The following is a 17,386-nucleotide window of genomic DNA, read 5'->3' on the forward strand; positions in this document are numbered from 1 at the left end:
CGGCCAGGTCAGGGGCGTGTGGACGTCGACGCCGGGGAGGGCGGTTGCGCGAGCCCCGATGTTTCAGCTGAGGTCGGCGGCGTGGTGGCCGACGCGGTCGGCGCGGCCGCGGGTGACGAGGTGGCGGTCGACGACGTCGAGGCTGGGCTTGGCGACGTCGGTGAGGTCGATGCGACAGCGGATGGCGACGACGTCGGGGTGGCGCTTGGGGTCGGAGTCGTCGCGGCCGGGCTGGTCGTGGTGGTCGGAAGCGACGTCGTCGCCGTCGGGAGCGACGTCGTCGTCTCAGCGCTGGTGTCGGAACTGCTGACGGAGGCCGTCGTCGAAGTCACCGGTGCGACAACGGGATTCGGCGACGAGCTGGGTGCAGCGGTCGCGTTCGGATCGCGGGTGGACACCTTGGCGTTCAACTGGTTCACCTGGTCGATCAGATTCTGTTTACGGGTGCTGTCATTGACGCTCTGCACGCTGGTGCTGAGCGCCGCGAGCTTGTCCTGGGCCTGATCCCACTGGCCCTGGCTGATCATCTGCTGCACCTGCTCGATCTCGGTTTTGGCGGCTAGCTCGACACGGTCGTCGTGCGCCGACTGCGGCTCACCGAACAACATCGCGTGCACGCCGTAGAGCGCGTCGCCGGGCTGGGCCCCGCCCACCATGGCGCCGAACCCACCGAGCGTCAGCAGGGCCGCGGCCACCGACCCGACCAGTGCCAGGCGACGGCGGCCGGTCGGCCGTTCGGCCAATCCCCGTTCCAGCGCAGCGACCGCCTGGCGGTCGGACACCAGCGCGCTTGCCGGTGGCCACCGCAAGTCGTCCCGCCAATCCGCCAGCAGCACGGCCAGCGCCTCGTCGCCGGGATCACTGAGGTCGACCGGGCGACGGTTCGCGAGTGCGTCGATCAGCCGATCGGTGCGTGCCACCGCGGCCAGGTCGGGCTGACTGAGATCAGGCATAGTCACGTCCTGCCGCGACGATCTCGGACTTCAGCCGCGCCAGCGCGCGGTGTTGCGCCACCCGGACGGCACCCGCGCTGCTGCCCACGGCGGTGGCGGTCTCTTCGGCACTCAGCCCGACCACCACGCGCAGGATCAGGATCTCGCGCTGCTTGTCGGGCAACACCTCGAGCAGTTCGTTCATCCGCGTGACGGAATCGGCTTCGATCGCCATTTCCTCGGGTCCCGCCTCGACCGACCGGCGCTCCGGCAGCGACTCCGCGGGATAGGAAAGGTCGCGACCGGCGGCACGATGCGCGTCGGCCACCTTGTGCGCGGCGATGCCGTACACAAAGGCCAGGAAGGGGCGCCCGCGATCCCGATAGCGCGGCAGCGCCGTGATGGCCGCCAAGCACACCTCCTGCGCCACATCGTCGGCCGACAGGCCACCCCGCTCGACCGTGCCCACCCGCGCGCGGCAGTACCGAAGGACGATCGGGCGGATCGTCTCCACCACTTCGCGAAGCGCGTCCCGATCTCCTGCCACAGCGTCAGCGACAACAGCGTCGAGACGTTCTTCTTGGGTTGTCATCGACCGCGGCATCTCCAACGTTACGAACCGGACGTAGCCCGGCGCGGTGGCACAGCTAAACCATAAGGGCCGATACGCGGTTTCGGGGTTAGCGCATGCTCCAAGCGCCCCCGGCGTGGCGCACCTGTTCGGCGCACCCGTCGCGAATTTCATGCAGCTGTTGTCTTGTGCGCGTTGCACTTCCGAGGTCGACGAGCAAGCACGCCACCGCCCAGCGCAGCGGCACCAGACCCAAATTGGCGGTGGTCTCCAGTGCGGCATCACCGACGGCACGCGCTTTTTCAACGTCCCCGGCGCTGCACAGGGCCGCGGCGAACACCACGTCGCTCTTGGCCTGGTGGCGCTTCGATCCGGCTGAAGCCAATTCGATTGCGATTTCGGCGTGTCTGACAGCGGTGTGGCCGTCGCCGGATGCCATCGCCAACTCAGCCGCAACCCACGCCCGGCGCACCTGGAGTCGGTGCACGGCGGCCGCCTTGGTCAGCGGCTCGGCACGGCTCAGCAACGTCGCCGAGGCGGCCAATCGGCCCACGCCGAGCGCGTCGGCGCCCAGCCCGATGAGCGCGTCGGCCGCGGCCTCGGGATCGTCGCCGGCGAGCGCTGACGCGCGACCGTCCCAGCCGCGGGCCAGCCCGTGCCAGCCGAGCTGGCGCAGGAACGACCCCTGCGTGCTGTGTGCCAGCGAGGCAAGCCGGCCCGCCGGGACAAGGCGGAGCAGCGTTGCCAGGTCGCTGCGGGCACTGCCGTAGCGGCCCTGCCCGCCCGCGGCGATCGAGCGCAGCCAAAGCTGCTGCGGCGTCCTGGCGGTAGGCAGGGGCCAGCGGCCGGGCTCGTCGCCGAACGCGGCCGCGGCCAAGGTTGCCTCGACCGTTGGATCGGAAGAGATATCAATCACTGTGAGCATTAGTTAAAAGTCTGTGGTTTCTGCGTTACGGCGATATTAACCGCTGCACCCGCATCGGAAATTGCACGTCCCATCCGGCCCCGGCGCGAACAGGCAAATCGCGACATAGAGCGAGTTCGCGGTAGCACGCTGCGCCCTTGGCAACAGCATCGCGGCGATGAACGAAAAGTAAATTCTCAAGGCACAGTTAGATATTCGGCAGCTTGCACTGCTATTGACGGAATTTCATCGGCACCCCTACCTTTAATGCAGACGGGTAGTCATCGGCGACACCGCTCGAATCAGTTGACGATTTACGTGATCACAACTGGTCCCCACATGCGCGTGTAGAGAGGGATTTTCATGCCACAGCCGGAACAGCTACCGGGGCCCAACGCGGATATCTGGGAATGGCAACTGCAGGGTGTTTGCCGGGGTGTGGATTCGTCGGTGTTCTTCCATCCCGACGGCGAACGCGGCCGTGCTCGCATGCAACGCGAGCGGCGGGCCAAGGAACTCTGCCGGCGCTGCCCGGTGATCGAGCAGTGCCGCAGCCACGCGCTGGAAGTCGGCGAACCGTACGGTATCTGGGGCGGCCTGTCGGAAACCGAGCGTGACCTGTTGCTCAAGCGCGACATGGGCCGCTCGCGCGGGATCCGCCGCACCGCCTAGCCTGCGCGAGCAGCCGCAAAAGCCCCCGCACGCGCGGCGTGTCGCGGACCTTCGCGTCTGTTCGTCAGTGAGGTAACGCAAGCGGGTCGCCCACCGGGTCGAGGCCGAAAACCTGCACGGCGGCGGACTTGCCCTTCAGCGGATGAAATCCTCTGTCGGCCAGTCCGAGTGGTCGAGAGGCCAGTGCGTCGACCGACTGCTGGGTGAGAAGGATCGCGTCACCGGTGGTCTTGGTGAGCTGCTCGACGCGCGCGGCGACGTTGACGGTGTCGCCGATCAGGGTGAACTCGAGCTTGCCTCCGCCGCCGATGGTTCCGGCGATCACCACGCCGGTGTTGATCCCGATACCGATCCGCAGCGCGCCGCCGAATCGCTCGGCGACGAGGCGGTGAATCAGAACCGCTGCATTTACGGCGGCGTCGGCATGGTGGGCAAGCTCGTTGGGGGCGTTGAAGACGGCCAGCGCACCGTCGCCGAGAAACTTGTTGACGTGCCCTCCGGCGTCGACGACGGCGGGCACGACGATCTCGAACAACGCGTTGAGCCGGGCGACGGTGTCCTCGGCGGTATTGGCTTCGGCGAACGGCGTGAAGTCGCGGATGTCGATGAACATCACGGTGACTTCGCGGCGCTCGCCGGTGAAGACATCGTCACCCTGTTCGAGAAGACGCGCCGCCAAGGCTGGGTCGACGTAGGTGCCGAATGCGGCGTGAAGTCGTTGCCGCTCAGCCAATCCCGCCTGCATGCGGTTGAAGGACGCCGCAAGTGCGCCGAGGTCGTCGTCTTGGACCACTGGCAGTCGTTGGCTGTAGTCGCCAGCCGCGACGCGTTTGGTGCCTTCGGCAAGATCGCGAATCGGTTGCAGGGCCGGGGCGAACGAGGCGGCCACCGCGATCGGTGTCGAGACGCCGAGCGTGTACGCACACGCTATCGCCACGGCGAGCGCGGGGCCGTATGCAGCCAGATCGAATATGGCTGCGAGCATTGCGCCCGAAATGACAGACGCGAACGCCGTCATGATCATGGACATGTTCGTCCAATTGGCGAAAGTCGGGCGAGAGCGAGGCAGTGAGTCACCTATGCCGGTATGGCTGGAGATGGCCACTCGGGCCGGCCGCAACGCTCCTTCCGCGAAGCTGTGCACTGAGATCAGCATGTTGGCCACGCCGATCGCGACGCCCAGGATCGCGTACTGAACCAGCCGCGGCCCAGTTGCCCCGGCGATCGCACCAACAGCAACCATGAATAGAGCAGTCCAAACCGCGTCGGACCCGACTGTCCGGCCAACCGCCCGCCGAGCATATGCATATGTGGCGCCTAATACCGTCGTCGGATCGACCGCGCACCCCGTGGCCCACTGCTCGACCAGGCGCATCCCCTTCATTCCAGGAAGAACAAGCACGTACGCCCGCACCACGACGGCGACAACCGTGAAGACGGCCGCTTCGCCGTAGTGACCGGACCGTTCGAAGGCCACAATGATGAATGACCAGAGCAAAAAGACCGGCAGCGACAACGGATACATCAAGGCGCAGAGTGCCCACGAGTATCTGGACCCGTAGCGATCCCACGCCCACTGAAAGATGCGGTCCATGCTGGGAGAGTAAACGCAAATGATCGCTGAACTGCGTCTTTTGTAGAGCAGCTGCCCCCGTCGACTGTGCCAGTAATTGCGGAACAGCCCTCCAAAGGAAAGGCGGCTGTTACGGTCGCGTCAATGTTGGACCGAGCAGGAGATAGCACCGTGAGAAAACAGCTTCTAGTCGGGACCATCGCCGCGGCAGGTTTCGCCGCTGGTTTGATCGGCGCACCGGCGGCTCATGCCGACGACCAAGGATTCCTCAACGAACTTCAGGCCAGTGGCTTCCAGGGTTGGTCTGTTGGAGGCCAGCAGATGCCTGACGGCGTGCTTGTGGCGCAAGGCTATATGGCTTGCAACAGACTGCATCTGGGAGAGTCACCGGACCAGTTGGTTGGACAGTTGAGCCCGAACGATGCCGGTACCGGCCGAATGCTGATACAGGCCGCACAACACAATCTGTGTCCCGACACGCTGTAACGGTCTGAGCGCGCGTTTGGCCGTCGCAGCGGATGCCATCTGCTGGTGCTTAGCTCGGGATTGTGGAATCGCTCGTTACGTTGTTCCGCGACACAGTCGCGGTTCGGATAGTGGTCGCCGCCGCGGCCGGAATTGCCGTCGCTCTCGCGGTGGCTAACACCCTCGGCTGGCGCTTCGCGCTGTGCGGCTGGGTCGTTGCCGCCGGTGTCTACGTGGTCTGGACGCGACTCATCCTGGGCGGAATGGATGCCGATCAAACCCGCAGATATGCGACCCGGGAGGATCCCACCCGGTGGGCATCCGACGCGGTCATCATGTCGGCGAGCGTCGCGAGCCTGGGCGGGGTCGCTTATGTGGTCGCCGCCGCGTCGCGCTCGGGCGCCGGAGCGGTCGAAGCCGCCGTGGTCGGCATTCTGGCCGTCGCGGCATCCTGGTTTGCCGTGCACACACTGTTCACGGTGCACTACGCGCGGCTCTACTACTCGGGCGAGCCGGGTGGAATCAACTTCCACGACCCGGAGCTACCCCGCTTCCGGGACTTCGCGTATGTCGCCTTCACCGTCGGCATGACCTTTCAGGTGTCGGACACCGAGATCGGATTGACTTCGATCAGGGCAACGGTGTTGCGCCATGCATTGCTGTCCTACCTCCTCGGCGCGGTCGTCTTGGCGGTCACCATCAACCTGATCGCCGGATTGGGTTCTAAGTTCTGATCGAGCGGAAGGGTTGTGAGCGCGAGTGAGCATACTGAATCTCTTTGCGCTGCATGGCAAGAACGCTCTCGTGACTGGCGCCTCAAGCGGTATCGGCAAGCAGGTGGCGCTGGCCTACGCGCAAGCCGGGGCCGCTGTGGCGATCGCGGCCCGACGTCATGAGCCGCTGCAGAAACTGGCGTCGGAGATTGTTGCCGACGGCGGGACGGCGGTACCCATCAGCTGCGATGTCACCCAGCCGGAGTTGGTAGACGCGATGCTGGACCGAGTCGACGGCGAATTGGGCGGGATCGACATCGCGGTGTGCAATGCCGGAATCATCGACTTCAACGGCTTGCTGGATATGCGGCTGGAGGATTTTCAGCGCATCCAGAACACCAACGTCAACGGTGTCTTCCTCACCGCGCAGGCCGCGGCGAAGGCCATGGTCGCGCGGCGGCGCGCGGGGAGCATCATCACCACGGCGTCGATGTCGGGCCACATCGTCAACACCCCGCAGCAGGTAGGCCATTACTGCGCCTCGAAGGCAGCTGTCATCCACCTCACCAAGGCCATGGCGGTGGAGTTCGCGCCCCACAACATCCGGGTGAACAGCGTCAGCCCAGGTTACATTCTCACCGAACTCGTGGAGCCCTACGCCGAATACCACGCCTCGTGGGAGCCGAAGATCCCGCTCGGACGCCTGGGCCGACCGGAGGAACTCGTCGGCATATACCTCTATCTGGCCAGCGACGCGTCGAGCTACATGACCGGTTCCGACATCGTGATCGACGGCGGCTACACCTGTTGGTGAAACGAAGCGCCCCCGGCGCTTTGAGACCGGGGGCGCTTGCGCAGAGCTACCTAGTGAGCGTGACCGTGGTGGTGGTCGTGCTCGGCCTCTTCCTCCGGCTTCTCGACAACTGCGGTTTCGGTGGTCAGCACCATCCGGGCCACCGAGGCGGCGTTGAGCACCGCGGAGCGGGTGACCTTGACCGGGTCGATGACCCCGTCTGCGGCCAGATCGCCATAGGTCAACGTCGCCGCGTTGAACCCGTGCCCGGCAGGCAATCCGGCGACCGTGTTTACCACCACTGAACCGTCGAACCCGGCGTTGGCCGCGATCCAGTACAGCGGCGCGCTCAGGGCATCGGAGAACACGTCGACGCCGAGCGCCTCGTCGCCGGACAGCGACAGCTGACCCAGCGCCTTGCGGGCCTGGATCAGCGCGGTTCCGCCGCCCGCCACGATGCCCTCCTCGACCGCGGCCTTGGCGGCGGCGACGGCGTCCTCGACGCTTTCCTTGCGCTCCTTGAGCGCGGTCTCGGTGGCGGCGCCGACCTTGATCACGGCAACCCCGCCGGCCAGCTTGGCCAGCCGCTCCTCGAGTTTCTCGCGGTCCCAGTCGGAGTCGGTGGTCTCGATTTCCGAGCGCAGTTGCTTGGCCCGATCGGCGATGGCCTCCTGGGTGCCGCCGCCGTCGACGATCACGGTGTCGTCCTTGGTGACCACCACGCGACGGGCCGTGCCCAGCACGTCGAGGCCGACCTCGCGCAGCAGCAGCCCGACGTCGGGGTTGACCACCTGACCGCCGGTGACCACCGCCAGGTCCTCGAGGAACGCCTTGCGGCGATCCCCGAAGTACGGCGCCTTGACCGCGACGGCCTTGAGCGTCTTGCGGATGGCGTTGACGACCAGCGTGGCCAGTGCCTCGCCTTCGACGTCCTCGGCGACGACCAGCAGCGGCTTGCCGGCTTCCGCGACCTTCTCCAGCAGCGGCAGCAGGTCGGGCAGCGAGCTGATCTTGTCGCGGTGCAACAGGATCAGGGCGTCCTCGAGCACGGCCTCCTGCGCGTCGAAATCGGTGACGAAGTACGCCGACAGGTAGCCCTTGTCGAAACCGATCCCCTCGCTGAACTCCAGCTCGGTGGTCAGCGTCGACGACTCCTCCACGCTGACGACGCCGTCGTGGCCGACTTTGGTCATCGCCTCGCCGACCAGCTCGCCGATCTGCTCGTCCCGTGACGACACGGTGGCCACCTGCGCGATGCCGGTCTTGCCCGCCACCGGGGTCGCCGAGGCCAGCAGCGCCTCAGACACCGCGTCGGCGGCCTTGCCGATGCCCGAACCCAGGGCGATCGGGTTGGCGCCAGCAGCGACGAGCCGCAGCCCGCCCTTGATCAGCGCCTGCGCCAGCACCGTCGCGGTGGTGGTGCCGTCGCCGGCGACGTCGTTGGTCTTGGTGGCCACCGACTTCACCAACTGGGCGCCCAGGTTTTCGAACGGGTCTTCCAGGTCGATCTCGCGGGCCACGGTGACGCCGTCGTTGGTGACGATCGGTCCGCCCCAGGCCTTGGTCAGCACGACATGGCGCCCCCGCGGCCCAAGTGTGACCCGCACCGCGTCGGCCAGCTTGTCGGCGCCCAATTCCATGGCGCGCCGGGCGGTTTCGTCGTACTCAATCAGCTTGCTCATCAGTCTTTCCTGTCTCTGTAGAGCGGTCCGCCCCGGAAATCACCCGCATTCGCGCGGGGATCGCCGGGGCGGAACACGCCTCTAGCTACTTGGAGACGACAGCCAGCACGTCGCGCGCCGACAGGATCAGGTACTCCTCGCCGTTGTACTTGATCTCGGTGCCGCCGTACTTGCTGTAGATGACGGTGTCGCCCTCCGACACGTCGAGCGGAATCCGCTTCTCGCCGTCCTCGTCCCACCGGCCGGGGCCGACGGCGACGACGGTGCCTTCCTGCGGCTTCTCCTTGGCGGTGTCGGGAATGACCAGACCGGACGCGGTCGTGGTCTCGGCCTCGTTGGCCTGTACGAGGATCTTGTCCTCGAGTGGCTTGATGTTCACGCTCGCCACGATTGGAGCCCTCCACTAGTTGGTAGCAGGTCCGGGGCGGTCGCCCCGGACTGTCCGAATTACCAGGTGCTTCGGCATTCGTCCGTGCCCTCGCGTCGTCGTCGCGGGTGCCGACACCAGGGTGTGTCCGATTGCCACCTAGCACTCTATACACGAGAGTGCTAGCACTCAAGGCTCCCCTGGTGCTTCAGGCCGCCGTTGGCGCGAGCGTGCACAAACCCGGTGTTCACCCGCATGTGACTGCGACACTCAGCACGCTCGCGGACGGGGCTGATAATGGTGGCCATGACTCGCCCCGCTGTCCTGGCCCCGCTGATCGTCGCTGCCTTCATCGGACTGGCCGGGGTCGCGCACGCCGACCCGAACGGCCAGATGTACGGCGACCCGGGGGCCGCCGCTCCCTATTGGCGCTACCAGCATCAAGAAGACTGCGGTCTGATGGCCGTCGCCGACGTGGTCGGCCAGCTGTCAGGCCGCGAACCCACCCAAGTCGGCATCGAGCTACGCGGCATTTTCACAAAAAGCGAAGCCCACCGCGGCAGCATCTACTTCTTCGACGGCACATCGCCCGAAGATCTGGTCGTGCTGCTCGAGAAATACGGCATCCAATCCGACCTCACCACCGGTAACACCATGGAGGGACTCGAGCAGGACCTGGCAGGCGGCCACAAGGTGATCGCCGGGCTCAACGCCGAAACCATCTGGAACTATCCGCCCGGCAAGGGTCAGCGCACCGCGGCCGACCACGCCGTCGTCGTCACCGGCGTCGACACCCGCACCAACATCGTGCACCTCAACGACAGCGGCACCCCCAACGGCCGCGACGAGCAGATCCCCATGGCCACCTTCACGCAAGCCTGGGCCACCGGCAACAACCTGCTGATCGTCACCCGGCAAACCGGCCGCTAGCGCACTTGGCCTTTCACCACCGGCAGGCCCGGATCGCTGGCCACGTCCAGCGGCGACGGCGGCGCCCCGGCGGCCAGCAGGTGCGCGGCGAACGAGGCGATCATTGCACCGTTATCGGTGCACAGCCGGGGCCGCGGGATCCGTAACGTCAATCCGGCTGTGGCACAACGCTCTTCGGCTAGTGCGCGCAATCGCGAGTTGGCCGCCACTCCCCCGGCGATCAGCAGGGTGGAAACACCGAGTTCCGTTGCCGCGCGGACGGCTTTCATGGTCAGCACGTCGGCCACCGCCTCCTGGAAGCCAGCCGCGATGTCGGCGGTCGACGCGTCGGGATGGCTCTCCACGTAGCGGGCGACGGCGGTCTTGAGCCCGGAAAAGCTGAAGGCGTGCCGATCGTCGCGCGGGCCGGTCATGCCGCGCGGGAACACAATCGCGTCGCGGTCGCCGGTGCGGGCCAGGTCGTCGAGCACCTTGCCGCCCGGATAGCCGAGCCCCAGCAGGCGGGCCACCTTGTCGTAGGCTTCGCCGGCGGCGTCATCGACGGTGGCGCCCAGTTCGACGATCGGCTCACCTAGCGAGCGCACATGCAGCAGGTGGGTGTGCCCGCCGGATACCAGCAGCGCCACGCTTTCCGGCAGCGGCCCGTGCTCGTAGACGTCGGCCGCCAGGTGCCCGCCCAGGTGGTTGACGGCGTAGAACGGCACGTCCCAGGCAGCCGAATAGGCTTTGGCCGCAGCCACTCCCACCAACAGTGCGCCAGCCAGTCCCGGCCCGATGGTGGCCGCGACGACGTCGGGCCGCTTGATGCCCGCGGTGGCCAGCGCGCGGCGCATGGCCGGGCCGAGTGCCTCCAGATGCGCGCGCGACGCGACCTCGGGTACGACGCCGCCGAACCGGACGTGTTCGTCGACGCTGGAGGCCACCTCGTCGGCGAGCAGGGTCACGGCGCCGTCGGCGTCGAGCCGGGCGATGCCGACACCGGTTTCGTCGCAAGAGCTTTCGATGGCGAGGATGGTTCTCATGCGGGGTCTCGTCTCATCGTATAGGCGTCAGCTCCGCTGACCCGGTAGTAGCGCTGTCGCACGCCGACGTCGGTGAATCCGACGCTGCGGTACAGCGCGATCGCCGCCTCGTTGTCGGTGCGCACCTCCAAGTGGACGACGCCACCGTCGGCGACGTCCAGCAGTTCGTTCAGCAGCCGACGGCCGATCCCTCGGCCCTGGTAAGCGGGGTCGACGCCGATTGTGTGCACCTCGTACTCGAACGGCGGTGTGCGGCCCAGCCGGGAGATGCCGGCGTAACCCACCAGCAGGTCGCCGGCCCGCGCGGCCACGTAGCGGTTGTGTTTGGCGGCCAGTTCACGCAGGAACGCGGCCTTCGGCCAGGGGTCGTCGCCGGGAAACAGCAACGACTCCAGCTCGGCACACCGCTGCGCGTCGGCGGGCGTCAGCGGGCCGAAAGTGACTTGTGCCTCAGGTGCTTTCGCGTCAGGCCGGCGCAAGTACAGCGGCACCAGCGGCGGCGGGCTACCAGACCAGTCGGTCACCGCCGCCACCAGCCCGCCGGGCGTCGGGCGCGTCGGGCCGCGGTGCGGCAGGTCGAACAGCGCCGCGTGCTCGGGTGAGCCGGCCACCGCCTGGGCGGCACCGGGGTCGACGTCGCCCGGGGCGTTGACCGCGGGGCCGTCGATGCGGACCCCGTCGCCGTAACGCGCCCAATAGATCTCGCGCCGGCGCGCATCGGTGACAACCAAGGTCTCGCCGGTGGTCTGCCCGCCGATGGCGTCCAGGCTGCAGACGCCGTACACGGGAATGTCCAGGGCGTGCCCGTAGGCGGCCGCGGTGGCCATGCCCACCCGCAGACCGGTGAACGGGCCGGGACCGCAGCCCACCACCACGGCATCGAGGTCGGCCATCGCCAGGCCGGCATCGGCCAACGCCGCCAACACATTCGGGGTGATCCGTTCGGCGTGCGCGCGGGCGTCCACCGTGACCCGTTCGGCCAGCACCTCGCCGTCGCGCACGACACCGGCCGTCACGGCCGGGGTCGCGGTGTCGATCGCCAGGATCAGCACGGCCCGCTCCACCGCCAGGTCGCGATCCGGACGTCGGAGTTGGTGACCCGCTCGAGGCGGACGTCGAGGTGACGCTCGGAAAGCCGTTCGGCCAGGCCCTCTCCCCACTCGACCACCACGACGGCGTCCTGCAGATCGGTGTCGAGATCCAGCGAATCGAGTTCGCCGAGCAGGTCGGCTCCGCCGTGATCCAGCAACCGGTACATGTCGACGTGGATCATCGCGGGCGCGCCGGCCCGCCGAGCCGGATGCACCCGGGCCAGCACGAACGTCGGCGAGGTGATGGGCCCTTCGACATCCATCGCTGCGGCAATTCCCTTGGCCAGCACTGTCTTTCCGGCGCCGAGTGGACCGGATAGCACGACGACATCGCCGGCGTGCAGGTGCGCGCCCAGCTGCGATCCGAGCGCCAAGGTGTCTTCGACGCGCTCCAGCGTCGCAGTTCCAGACTCAGGCACGGCGAAGGACCCGCTCACGCCACCGCTGAGTCACCGCGGCCAGCCGGCCCGGGGTGGCTCGCTTCACCAACCGGACCAAGCCCCCGTTGATCGGGTCCGGCTTACCCAGCAACACAAGATGGCCGGCCCGCCCGACGATGATCAGCTCGCAGTTCGGCAGCGCGCTTGCCATCTTGCGTGAGTACTCGGCGGGGGTGAGCAGGTCGTGATCGCCACAGACGATCAAGGTCGGGATCCGGCCCAGCGTGGGCAGCGCCGCGGTCTCGTCGTGCGTTTCCAGAGCGTGCAGAAACTCGACCATGGTCGGAATGGGGGTGTCGTGCATCATCTTCTGCGAGAACGCCACCACGCTGGGACTGACGTTGAAGTCGCCGTAGGAGGCGGCCCGCAGAATCGGGCCGATCAGCGACCGCGCCACATGGCGGCCGCGGTGCACCAATTTGGGCGCGGACCGGGCGGTGAACCGGATGGCATCCAGCGCCGGATTCTGCAGCACCTCGCCCAGCGGCGATTTCGCAACCCCTTCGGCCGCAGAGGAAATCAGCGCCGCGCCGACGATCCGGCTGCCGTAGTGCTGGGGGTATTGGCGCGCATGCGACAACACCGTCATGCCGCCCATCGAATGACCGACCAGCACGATCGGTCCGCGCGGCGCGATCACCTGTAGCACGGTCTCCAGGTCCTTGCCCAGCTGGGCGATCGTGTAGGTCTCGGGCGGCGCTTCCCCGGAGCGCCCGTGGCCGCGTTGGTCGTAGAAGATCATCCGCACCCGCGGACCCCACTCGTCGCAGAGCCGCATCCGCTGGAAATGGAAGGCGCCCATACGAAGACAGAATCCGTGAGCGAACACCACGGTCAGTGGCGCGTCGACCGGCCCGACCTCTCGCACCGCCAGCGGCACTCCGTCGGGTGTGGTCACCACGTAGCTGCGGTCGCCGTCGATCGCCTCGAAGTTCTCGTTGACGTAGGGGTCGTCGACAACGGCCCGGCGGGTCACCTGCCGGGCGACCGATACCGCGGCGATGGTGCCCACCGCGCTCAGTCCGGCCGCACCCGCCAACCAGCGCGCCTTGCGCCCGTCGTCACCGCTCAACGGTTTTCGGCCTCGCGGTAGGTCCGGGTGATGCGACCGCGCGGGCTGGTGACGACCTCGTAGTGGATGGTGTCGAGCATGTCGGCCCAGTCCTGCGCGGTGGGTTCACCCTGGGTGCCGGGGCCGAACAGGATCGCCTCGTCGCCCTCGGCGACGCCGGGCTGCCCCGGGCCGAGGTCGACGACGAACTGATCCATGCAGATCCGCCCGACGCCGCGGCGCAACCGGCCGTTGATCAACACGTCGAGGCGTCCGCCGAGCGCCCGGAACACCCCGTCGGCGTAACCGATGGGCAGCAGCGCGAGGTTGGTGTCGCGCTCGGCGATCCAGGTGTGCCCGTAAGACACGCCCTCCCCGGCGCGGACCGGGCGCACCAGTGCCACAAAGGTTTTCACGGTCATCGCCGGCACCAGGTCCAGGTCGTCGCGTTGGGAGAACGGGTTGAGCCCGTAGACGGCGATACCGGGCCGCACCATGTCGAAGCCAAGGTCGGGCCGGGTCAGCGCCGACGGTGAATTCGACAGGTGCGCAACCTCGTAGGGCACGCCACGCTCGCGCGCCTCGGTGAGGATCTCGCGAAACCGCCCCGCCTGTAGGTCGTTGGCGGGATGCTCGGGCTCGTCGGCGCAGGCCAGATGCGACATCGCGCCGCGCAGCCGGATGGCGTCGTCGGCAAGGGCGCGGCGCAACGCGGCCAGCATCTCCGGATGCTCGGCGGCGCGAACACCGTTGCGGTTCATCCCGGTGTCGACCTTGACCGTCACCGTCGCCGTCCGGCCCGTGCGGCGCACCGCGTCGAGCAGCTCGTCGAGTTGACGTACCGACGACACCGCGATCTGGACGTCGGCGGCCAGCGCCGGTGCGAAGTCGGTGCCGGGCCGGTGCAGCCAGGCCAGCACCGGCTCGGTGATGCCGTCGGCGCGCAACGCCAGCGCCTCCTCGATGGTGGCGACACCGAGCTCGGCCGCGCCGGCGTCCAGTGCGGTGCGGGCCACCCGCGTGGCCCCGTGCCCGTAGCCGTCGGCCTTGACGACGGCCATCACCTGCGCCGAGCCGGCGTGCTCACGCAGCACCCGCACGTTGTGGGCGATGGCGCCGAGGTCGACCATCGCTTCGGCGATCAGGCCCGGAGTTGTCACTATCATCCCGGCCATTGTCCCAGAGCCGCGAATGTGGGCTTGATGCACGCTGCCAGCAGATTTGCGTGACACAAGTCCACGCTCGGCGCATAAGGCCTCAGTGCGCGAAGTGCTGCTCGTCGAAGTGCCCGCCCGGCTTGAGCTTGTCCAGGTGGCCGATCGCGGTGATGGCGTCGTCGTGCAGGGCCCGGGCCAGGTCGGCGGACAGGCCTTCACGCACCACAATCCGCAGGACCGAGACGTCGGTGGCGTTGTCCGGCATGGTGTAGGCCGGCACCTGCCAGCCGAAGGTCCGAAGCTCGTGGGAGACGTCGAACTCGGTGTAGCCGCGATCCCCGGTCAGCCGGAAGGCCACCACCGGGATCGCCGACCCGTCGGAGATCAGCTCGAAGTGCTCGCTCACGGCCAGCTGCCCGGCCAGCCACCGCGCCGTGCCCGACAGCGCCTGCATCACCTGCGTGTAGCCCTCCCGGCCCAGCCGCAGGAAGTTGTAGTACTGGCCGACGACCTGGTTTCCCGGGCGGGAGAAGTTGAGGGTGAAGGTCGGCATGTCGCCGCCCAGGTAGTTGACCCGGAACACCAAGTCCTCGGGCAGGTGCTCACGGCTGCGCCACACCACGAACCCGATCCCGGGATAGGTCAGCCCGTATTTGTGCCCGCTCACGTTGATCGACACCACCCGCGGCAGCCGGAAGTCCCACTTCAGGTCGGGGTGCAGGAACGGCACCACGAACCCGCCGCTGGCGGCGTCGACGTGCACCGGGACGTCCACCCCGCCGCCAGCGGCCAATCGGTCCAATGCGGCGCAAATCTGGGCGATCGGCTCGAGCTCACCCGTGTAGGTGGTGCCCAGGATGGCGACGACGCCGATCGTGTTCTCGTCGACGGCGTCGACGACCTGCTCGGGGGTGATGACGTAGCGACCCTCTTCCATAGGCAGGTAGCGGGGTTCGACGTCGAAGTACCGGCAGAACTTCTCCCAGACCACCTGCACGTTGGAACCCATCACCAGGTTCGGGGTGCGCGTGCGCCAGTCGCTGCCCACCCGCTGGCGCCACCGCCACTTCAACGCCAGCCCGCCCAGCATCACCGCCTCGGACGAGCCGATCGTCGACACCCCGATCGCGCTGGAGGGGTCGTCGTCCCTGAGGTCCTCGGCGTGGAACAGGTCGGCCACCATGCACACGCAGCGCTGCTCGATCGCCGCAGTCGCCGGGTATTCGTCCTTGTCGATCATGTTCTTGTCGAACGTCTCGGCCATCAGCCGGCCGGCCTCGGGATCCATCCACGTCGTCACGAACGTGGCGAGGTTCAGCCGCGAGCTGCCGTCGAGCATCAACTCGTCGTGGATGAATCGGTAAGCAGCCTCCGGATCCATCGACTCGTCGGGCATCCGCAGCGCCGGCACGGGCGCGGTGAACAGCCGGCCCGTGTAGGCGGGCGCGATCGAATGCGCGGGCACGGACGGATGGGGCATGGCGGATCCTTTCCGGGACTACAAACTTGCCAGGGCCGTTCGAATGTGGCCGATGATGCGCGACGCCGACGTGGGCGCGTCTCCCGGCCCGGGATCGCCGGCCGACAGTGCCGCCGCCCGGGCGTGCACGAACGCCGCGGCCGCGGCCGCCTCGGGTGCCGGCAGTCCCGCGGCCAGCAGCGCGCCGATCATGCCGGACAGCACGTCGCCCGAGCCGGCGGTGGCCGCCCAGGATTGCCCGGCCGGATTGAGGTACACCGGGCCGCCGGGTTCGGCGATGACGGTGACGTTGCCCTTGAGAAGCACGGTGGCGCCGAACGCGTCGGCGAGCTTGCGGGTAGCGCCGATGCGGTCGTCACCGGGCGGGCCGCCCGCCAATCGGGCGAACTCGCCGACGTGCGGCGTCAGCACGGTCGGCGCCGCCCGGTTGGCGACTAGGTCCGGGTGCGCGGCTAGGATGGTCAGGCCGTCGGCGTCGACGAGCACCGGCAGATCGGTGTCCAACGCGAACCACAGCGCGGCGGCGCCGGCCTCCTCAGTGCCCAGTCCCGGCCCGACGACCCACGACTGCACCCGACCGGCCGCCGCGGGATTGGGTGCCGCGACGACTTCCGGCCAGTGCGAGAGCACCTGGTCCAGTGCGCTGCCGACGTAGCGGACCATGCCCGACGTCGCCGCCACCGCGGCGCCGGTACACAACACCGCCGCCCCCGGATACGTCGACGACCCCGCCAGGATCCCGGTCACGCCCTGGGTGTACTTGTCGTCGTCGGGTCCGGGCACCGGCCAGCGTTCCTTGACGTCGGCCGCCTCGAAGCCGCGAATGTCGGTGTCGGGCAGGTCCAGGCCGATGTCGACCAGCCGGACCCGGCCGCAGTCGGCGAGCGCGTGTACGGGCTTGAGCCCGCCGAAGGTGACCGTCAGCGCGGCGTGCACGGCGGGTCCGGTGATCGCGCCGGTGGCCACGTCGATTCCGCTGGGAATGTCGACGGCGGCCACCGGGATCCCGGCCTTGTCGACCGCGGCGAACACCTCGGCGGCCGCCGGCCGCAACGGCCCGGAACCGGAAATGCCCACGACCCCATCGATAACCAGATCGGTCGCGGCCGAAACGCTTTCGACGACGCGGCCGCCGGATTTGCGGAACGCGGCGAGTCCCTTGCGATGCGCGCGCTCCGGGTTCAGCAGTATCGCGTCGGCCGCGGCGCCGCGACGCCGCAGGAACGTCGCCGCCCACAACGCGTCGCCCCCGTTGTCACCGGAGCCGACGACCGCGCACACCCGCCGGCCGGCCACCCCGCCGGTGCGGGCGGTCAGTTCGCGAACGATCTCGGTGGCCAGGCCGTAGGCCGCGCGTCGCATCAGCGCGCCGTCGGGCAGGCTGGCCAGCAGCGGCGCTTCGGCCTCGCGGATGGCTTCAGCCGAGTAGTAACGCCGCATTCGCTTGCATACCCTCCTCGTCCTGCCCGCGCGTCACCAAGATTACGTGGCCGGGTTGCCGGGTAGGCTCGATTAAGTGAGCTAAGTATCGACTACGGGAGGG

At 68.1% G+C, this 17,386-nt stretch carries 18 protein-coding genes and 1 pseudogene; 5 read left to right on the forward strand and 14 right to left on the reverse strand.

What is annotated here, in order from left to right:
- Positions 1 to 8 precede the first annotated feature (8 nt).
- From AWB95_RS23935 to AWB95_RS08480, 3 genes are all read right to left on the reverse strand, one after another.
- Entirely contained in the window at positions 9 to 953 is a 945-nt protein-coding gene (locus tag AWB95_RS23935; protein ID WP_062540352.1) for an anti-sigma-D factor RsdA, read from the reverse strand.
- Positions 946 to 1,524, reverse strand: coding sequence for a sigma-70 family RNA polymerase sigma factor (locus AWB95_RS08475; RefSeq protein ID WP_062540354.1), 579 nt, complete (start codon positions 1,522 to 1,524; stop codon positions 946 to 948). Before AWB95_RS08475 ends, AWB95_RS23935 begins: the two co-directional genes overlap by 8 nt.
- An 88-nt stretch (positions 1,525 to 1,612) precedes the next feature.
- Positions 1,613 to 2,428: a hypothetical protein gene (locus AWB95_RS08480; RefSeq protein ID WP_085168004.1), complete on the reverse strand. Its 816-nt coding sequence runs from the start codon at positions 2,426 to 2,428 to the stop codon at positions 1,613 to 1,615.
- Between the two features lie 342 nt (positions 2,429 to 2,770).
- Here AWB95_RS08480 and AWB95_RS08485 point away from each other — a divergent pair, with 342 nt between their 5' ends.
- Complete coding sequence (locus AWB95_RS08485) at positions 2,771 to 3,079, forward strand: WhiB family transcriptional regulator (protein WP_083130053.1); 309 nt, start codon at positions 2,771 to 2,773, stop codon at positions 3,077 to 3,079.
- 64 nt (positions 3,080 to 3,143) lie between these two features.
- Here AWB95_RS08485 and AWB95_RS08490 read toward each other — a convergent pair whose 3' ends face one another.
- A complete protein-coding gene (locus tag AWB95_RS08490) occupies positions 3,144 to 4,673 on the reverse strand; it encodes an adenylate/guanylate cyclase domain-containing protein (RefSeq protein ID WP_062541487.1) in 1,530 nt (509 codons plus the stop codon).
- A 123-nt stretch (positions 4,674 to 4,796) separates the two neighbouring features.
- Between AWB95_RS08490 and AWB95_RS08495 the strand changes: the two genes are divergently transcribed.
- The 3 genes from AWB95_RS08495 (at position 4,797) to AWB95_RS08505 (ending at position 6,644) form a co-directional block, all read left to right on the forward strand.
- The gene (locus tag AWB95_RS08495; RefSeq protein ID WP_249025633.1) at positions 4,797 to 5,138 is read left to right on the forward strand and encodes a DUF732 domain-containing protein; all 342 of its coding nucleotides are present in this window, start codon (positions 4,797 to 4,799) and stop codon (positions 5,136 to 5,138) included.
- Between the two features lie 62 nt (positions 5,139 to 5,200).
- Positions 5,201 to 5,851, forward strand: coding sequence for a DUF1345 domain-containing protein (locus tag AWB95_RS08500; protein WP_062541485.1), 651 nt, complete (start codon positions 5,201 to 5,203; stop codon positions 5,849 to 5,851).
- Between the two features lie 25 nt (positions 5,852 to 5,876).
- Positions 5,877 to 6,644, forward strand: a complete 768-nt coding sequence (locus AWB95_RS08505) for an SDR family oxidoreductase (RefSeq protein ID WP_062541484.1) — start codon at positions 5,877 to 5,879, stop codon at positions 6,642 to 6,644.
- A gap of 50 nt (positions 6,645 to 6,694) precedes the next feature.
- Here AWB95_RS08505 and groL read toward each other — a convergent pair whose 3' ends face one another.
- Together groL and groES are read right to left on the reverse strand one after the other, a co-directional pair.
- Positions 6,695 to 8,305, reverse strand: coding sequence for a chaperonin GroEL (groL, locus tag AWB95_RS08510; protein ID WP_062541483.1), 1,611 nt, complete (start codon positions 8,303 to 8,305; stop codon positions 6,695 to 6,697).
- 85 nt (positions 8,306 to 8,390) lie between these two features.
- Positions 8,391 to 8,693: a co-chaperone GroES gene (groES, locus tag AWB95_RS08515; RefSeq protein WP_045384501.1), complete on the reverse strand. Its 303-nt coding sequence runs from the start codon at positions 8,691 to 8,693 to the stop codon at positions 8,391 to 8,393.
- Positions 8,694 to 8,978: 285 nt separating this feature from the next.
- Between groES and AWB95_RS08520 the strand changes: the two genes are divergently transcribed.
- On the forward strand, positions 8,979 to 9,602 hold the full coding sequence (locus tag AWB95_RS08520) for a C39 family peptidase (protein ID WP_232315755.1): 624 nt from the start codon (positions 8,979 to 8,981) through the stop codon (positions 9,600 to 9,602).
- On the opposite strand, the gene tsaD is transcribed toward AWB95_RS08520, so the two are convergent.
- The 8 genes and pseudogenes from tsaD to AWB95_RS08555 all read right to left on the reverse strand — a co-directional run bounded on the left by tsaD (position 9,599) and on the right by AWB95_RS08555 (position 17,283).
- Positions 9,599 to 10,624 carry a tRNA (adenosine(37)-N6)-threonylcarbamoyltransferase complex transferase subunit TsaD gene (gene tsaD / locus AWB95_RS08525; RefSeq protein WP_062541481.1) on the reverse strand — a complete coding sequence of 342 codons (1,026 nt, stop codon included), beginning with the start codon at positions 10,622 to 10,624 and terminating at the stop codon, positions 9,599 to 9,601. The two genes, AWB95_RS08520 and tsaD, sit on opposite strands and share 4 nt — an antisense overlap.
- Positions 10,621 to 11,103, reverse strand: coding sequence for a ribosomal protein S18-alanine N-acetyltransferase (gene rimI / locus AWB95_RS23670; RefSeq protein WP_062541489.1), 483 nt, complete (start codon positions 11,101 to 11,103; stop codon positions 10,621 to 10,623). The genes tsaD and rimI overlap by 4 nt, the downstream gene beginning before the upstream one ends.
- Positions 11,083 to 11,694, reverse strand: a pseudogene (tsaB, locus tag AWB95_RS23675) (tRNA (adenosine(37)-N6)-threonylcarbamoyltransferase complex dimerization subunit type 1 TsaB); the annotation flags it as partial. The pseudogene tsaB and the gene rimI, both read right to left, overlap by 21 nt.
- Positions 11,670 to 12,134, reverse strand: coding sequence for a tRNA (adenosine(37)-N6)-threonylcarbamoyltransferase complex ATPase subunit type 1 TsaE (gene tsaE / locus AWB95_RS08535; protein ID WP_062541396.1), 465 nt, complete (start codon positions 12,132 to 12,134; stop codon positions 11,670 to 11,672). The gene tsaE and the pseudogene tsaB, both read right to left, overlap by 25 nt.
- Positions 12,127 to 13,227, reverse strand: coding sequence for an alpha/beta fold hydrolase (locus AWB95_RS08540; RefSeq protein WP_062541397.1), 1,101 nt, complete (start codon positions 13,225 to 13,227; stop codon positions 12,127 to 12,129). The genes tsaE and AWB95_RS08540 overlap by 8 nt, the downstream gene beginning before the upstream one ends.
- Complete coding sequence (gene alr / locus AWB95_RS08545) at positions 13,224 to 14,381, reverse strand: alanine racemase (protein ID WP_099539726.1); 1,158 nt, start codon at positions 14,379 to 14,381, stop codon at positions 13,224 to 13,226. The genes AWB95_RS08540 and alr overlap by 4 nt, the downstream gene beginning before the upstream one ends.
- An 82-nt stretch (positions 14,382 to 14,463) precedes the next feature.
- Complete coding sequence (gad, locus tag AWB95_RS08550; protein ID WP_062540989.1) at positions 14,464 to 15,843, reverse strand: glutamate decarboxylase; 1,380 nt, start codon at positions 15,841 to 15,843, stop codon at positions 14,464 to 14,466.
- An 18-nt stretch (positions 15,844 to 15,861) separates the two neighbouring features.
- Positions 15,862 to 17,283, reverse strand: coding sequence for an NAD(P)H-hydrate dehydratase (locus AWB95_RS08555; RefSeq protein WP_085168006.1), 1,422 nt, complete (start codon positions 17,281 to 17,283; stop codon positions 15,862 to 15,864).
- Positions 17,284 to 17,386 lie beyond the last annotated feature (103 nt).

This window comes from Mycobacterium celatum (assembly GCF_002101595.1).
Classification (GTDB): Bacteria; Actinomycetota; Actinomycetes; order Mycobacteriales; family Mycobacteriaceae; genus Mycobacterium; species Mycobacterium celatum.

Excerpts from the sequence above, each read along its gene's own strand:
- tsaD (WP_062541481.1), bottom strand. The coding sequence starts at position 10,624 with ATGAGAACCATCCTCGCCATCGAAAGCTCTTGCGACGAAACCGGTGTC.
- AWB95_RS08490 (WP_062541487.1), bottom strand. The coding sequence starts at position 4,673 with ATGGACCGCATCTTTCAGTGGGCGTGGGATCGCTACGGGTCCAGATAC.
- AWB95_RS08475 (WP_062540354.1), bottom strand. The coding sequence starts at position 1,524 with ATGACAACCCAAGAAGAACGTCTCGACGCTGTTGTCGCTGACGCTGTG.
- gad (WP_062540989.1), bottom strand. The coding sequence starts at position 15,843 with ATGCCCCATCCGTCCGTGCCCGCGCATTCGATCGCGCCCGCCTACACG.
- AWB95_RS08555 (WP_085168006.1), bottom strand. The coding sequence starts at position 17,283 with ATGCGGCGTTACTACTCGGCTGAAGCCATCCGCGAGGCCGAAGCGCCG.
- AWB95_RS08485 (WP_083130053.1), top strand. The coding sequence starts at position 2,771 with ATGCCACAGCCGGAACAGCTACCGGGGCCCAACGCGGATATCTGGGAA.
- AWB95_RS23935 (WP_062540352.1), bottom strand. The coding sequence starts at position 953 with ATGCCTGATCTCAGTCAGCCCGACCTGGCCGCGGTGGCACGCACCGAT.
- AWB95_RS08520 (WP_232315755.1), top strand. The coding sequence starts at position 8,979 with ATGACTCGCCCCGCTGTCCTGGCCCCGCTGATCGTCGCTGCCTTCATC.
- AWB95_RS08480 (WP_085168004.1), bottom strand. The coding sequence starts at position 2,428 with ATGCTCACAGTGATTGATATCTCTTCCGATCCAACGGTCGAGGCAACC.
- AWB95_RS08495 (WP_249025633.1), top strand. The coding sequence starts at position 4,797 with ATGTTGGACCGAGCAGGAGATAGCACCGTGAGAAAACAGCTTCTAGTC.
- alr (WP_099539726.1), bottom strand. The coding sequence starts at position 14,381 with ATGGCCGGGATGATAGTGACAACTCCGGGCCTGATCGCCGAAGCGATG.
- groL (WP_062541483.1), bottom strand. The coding sequence starts at position 8,305 with ATGAGCAAGCTGATTGAGTACGACGAAACCGCCCGGCGCGCCATGGAA.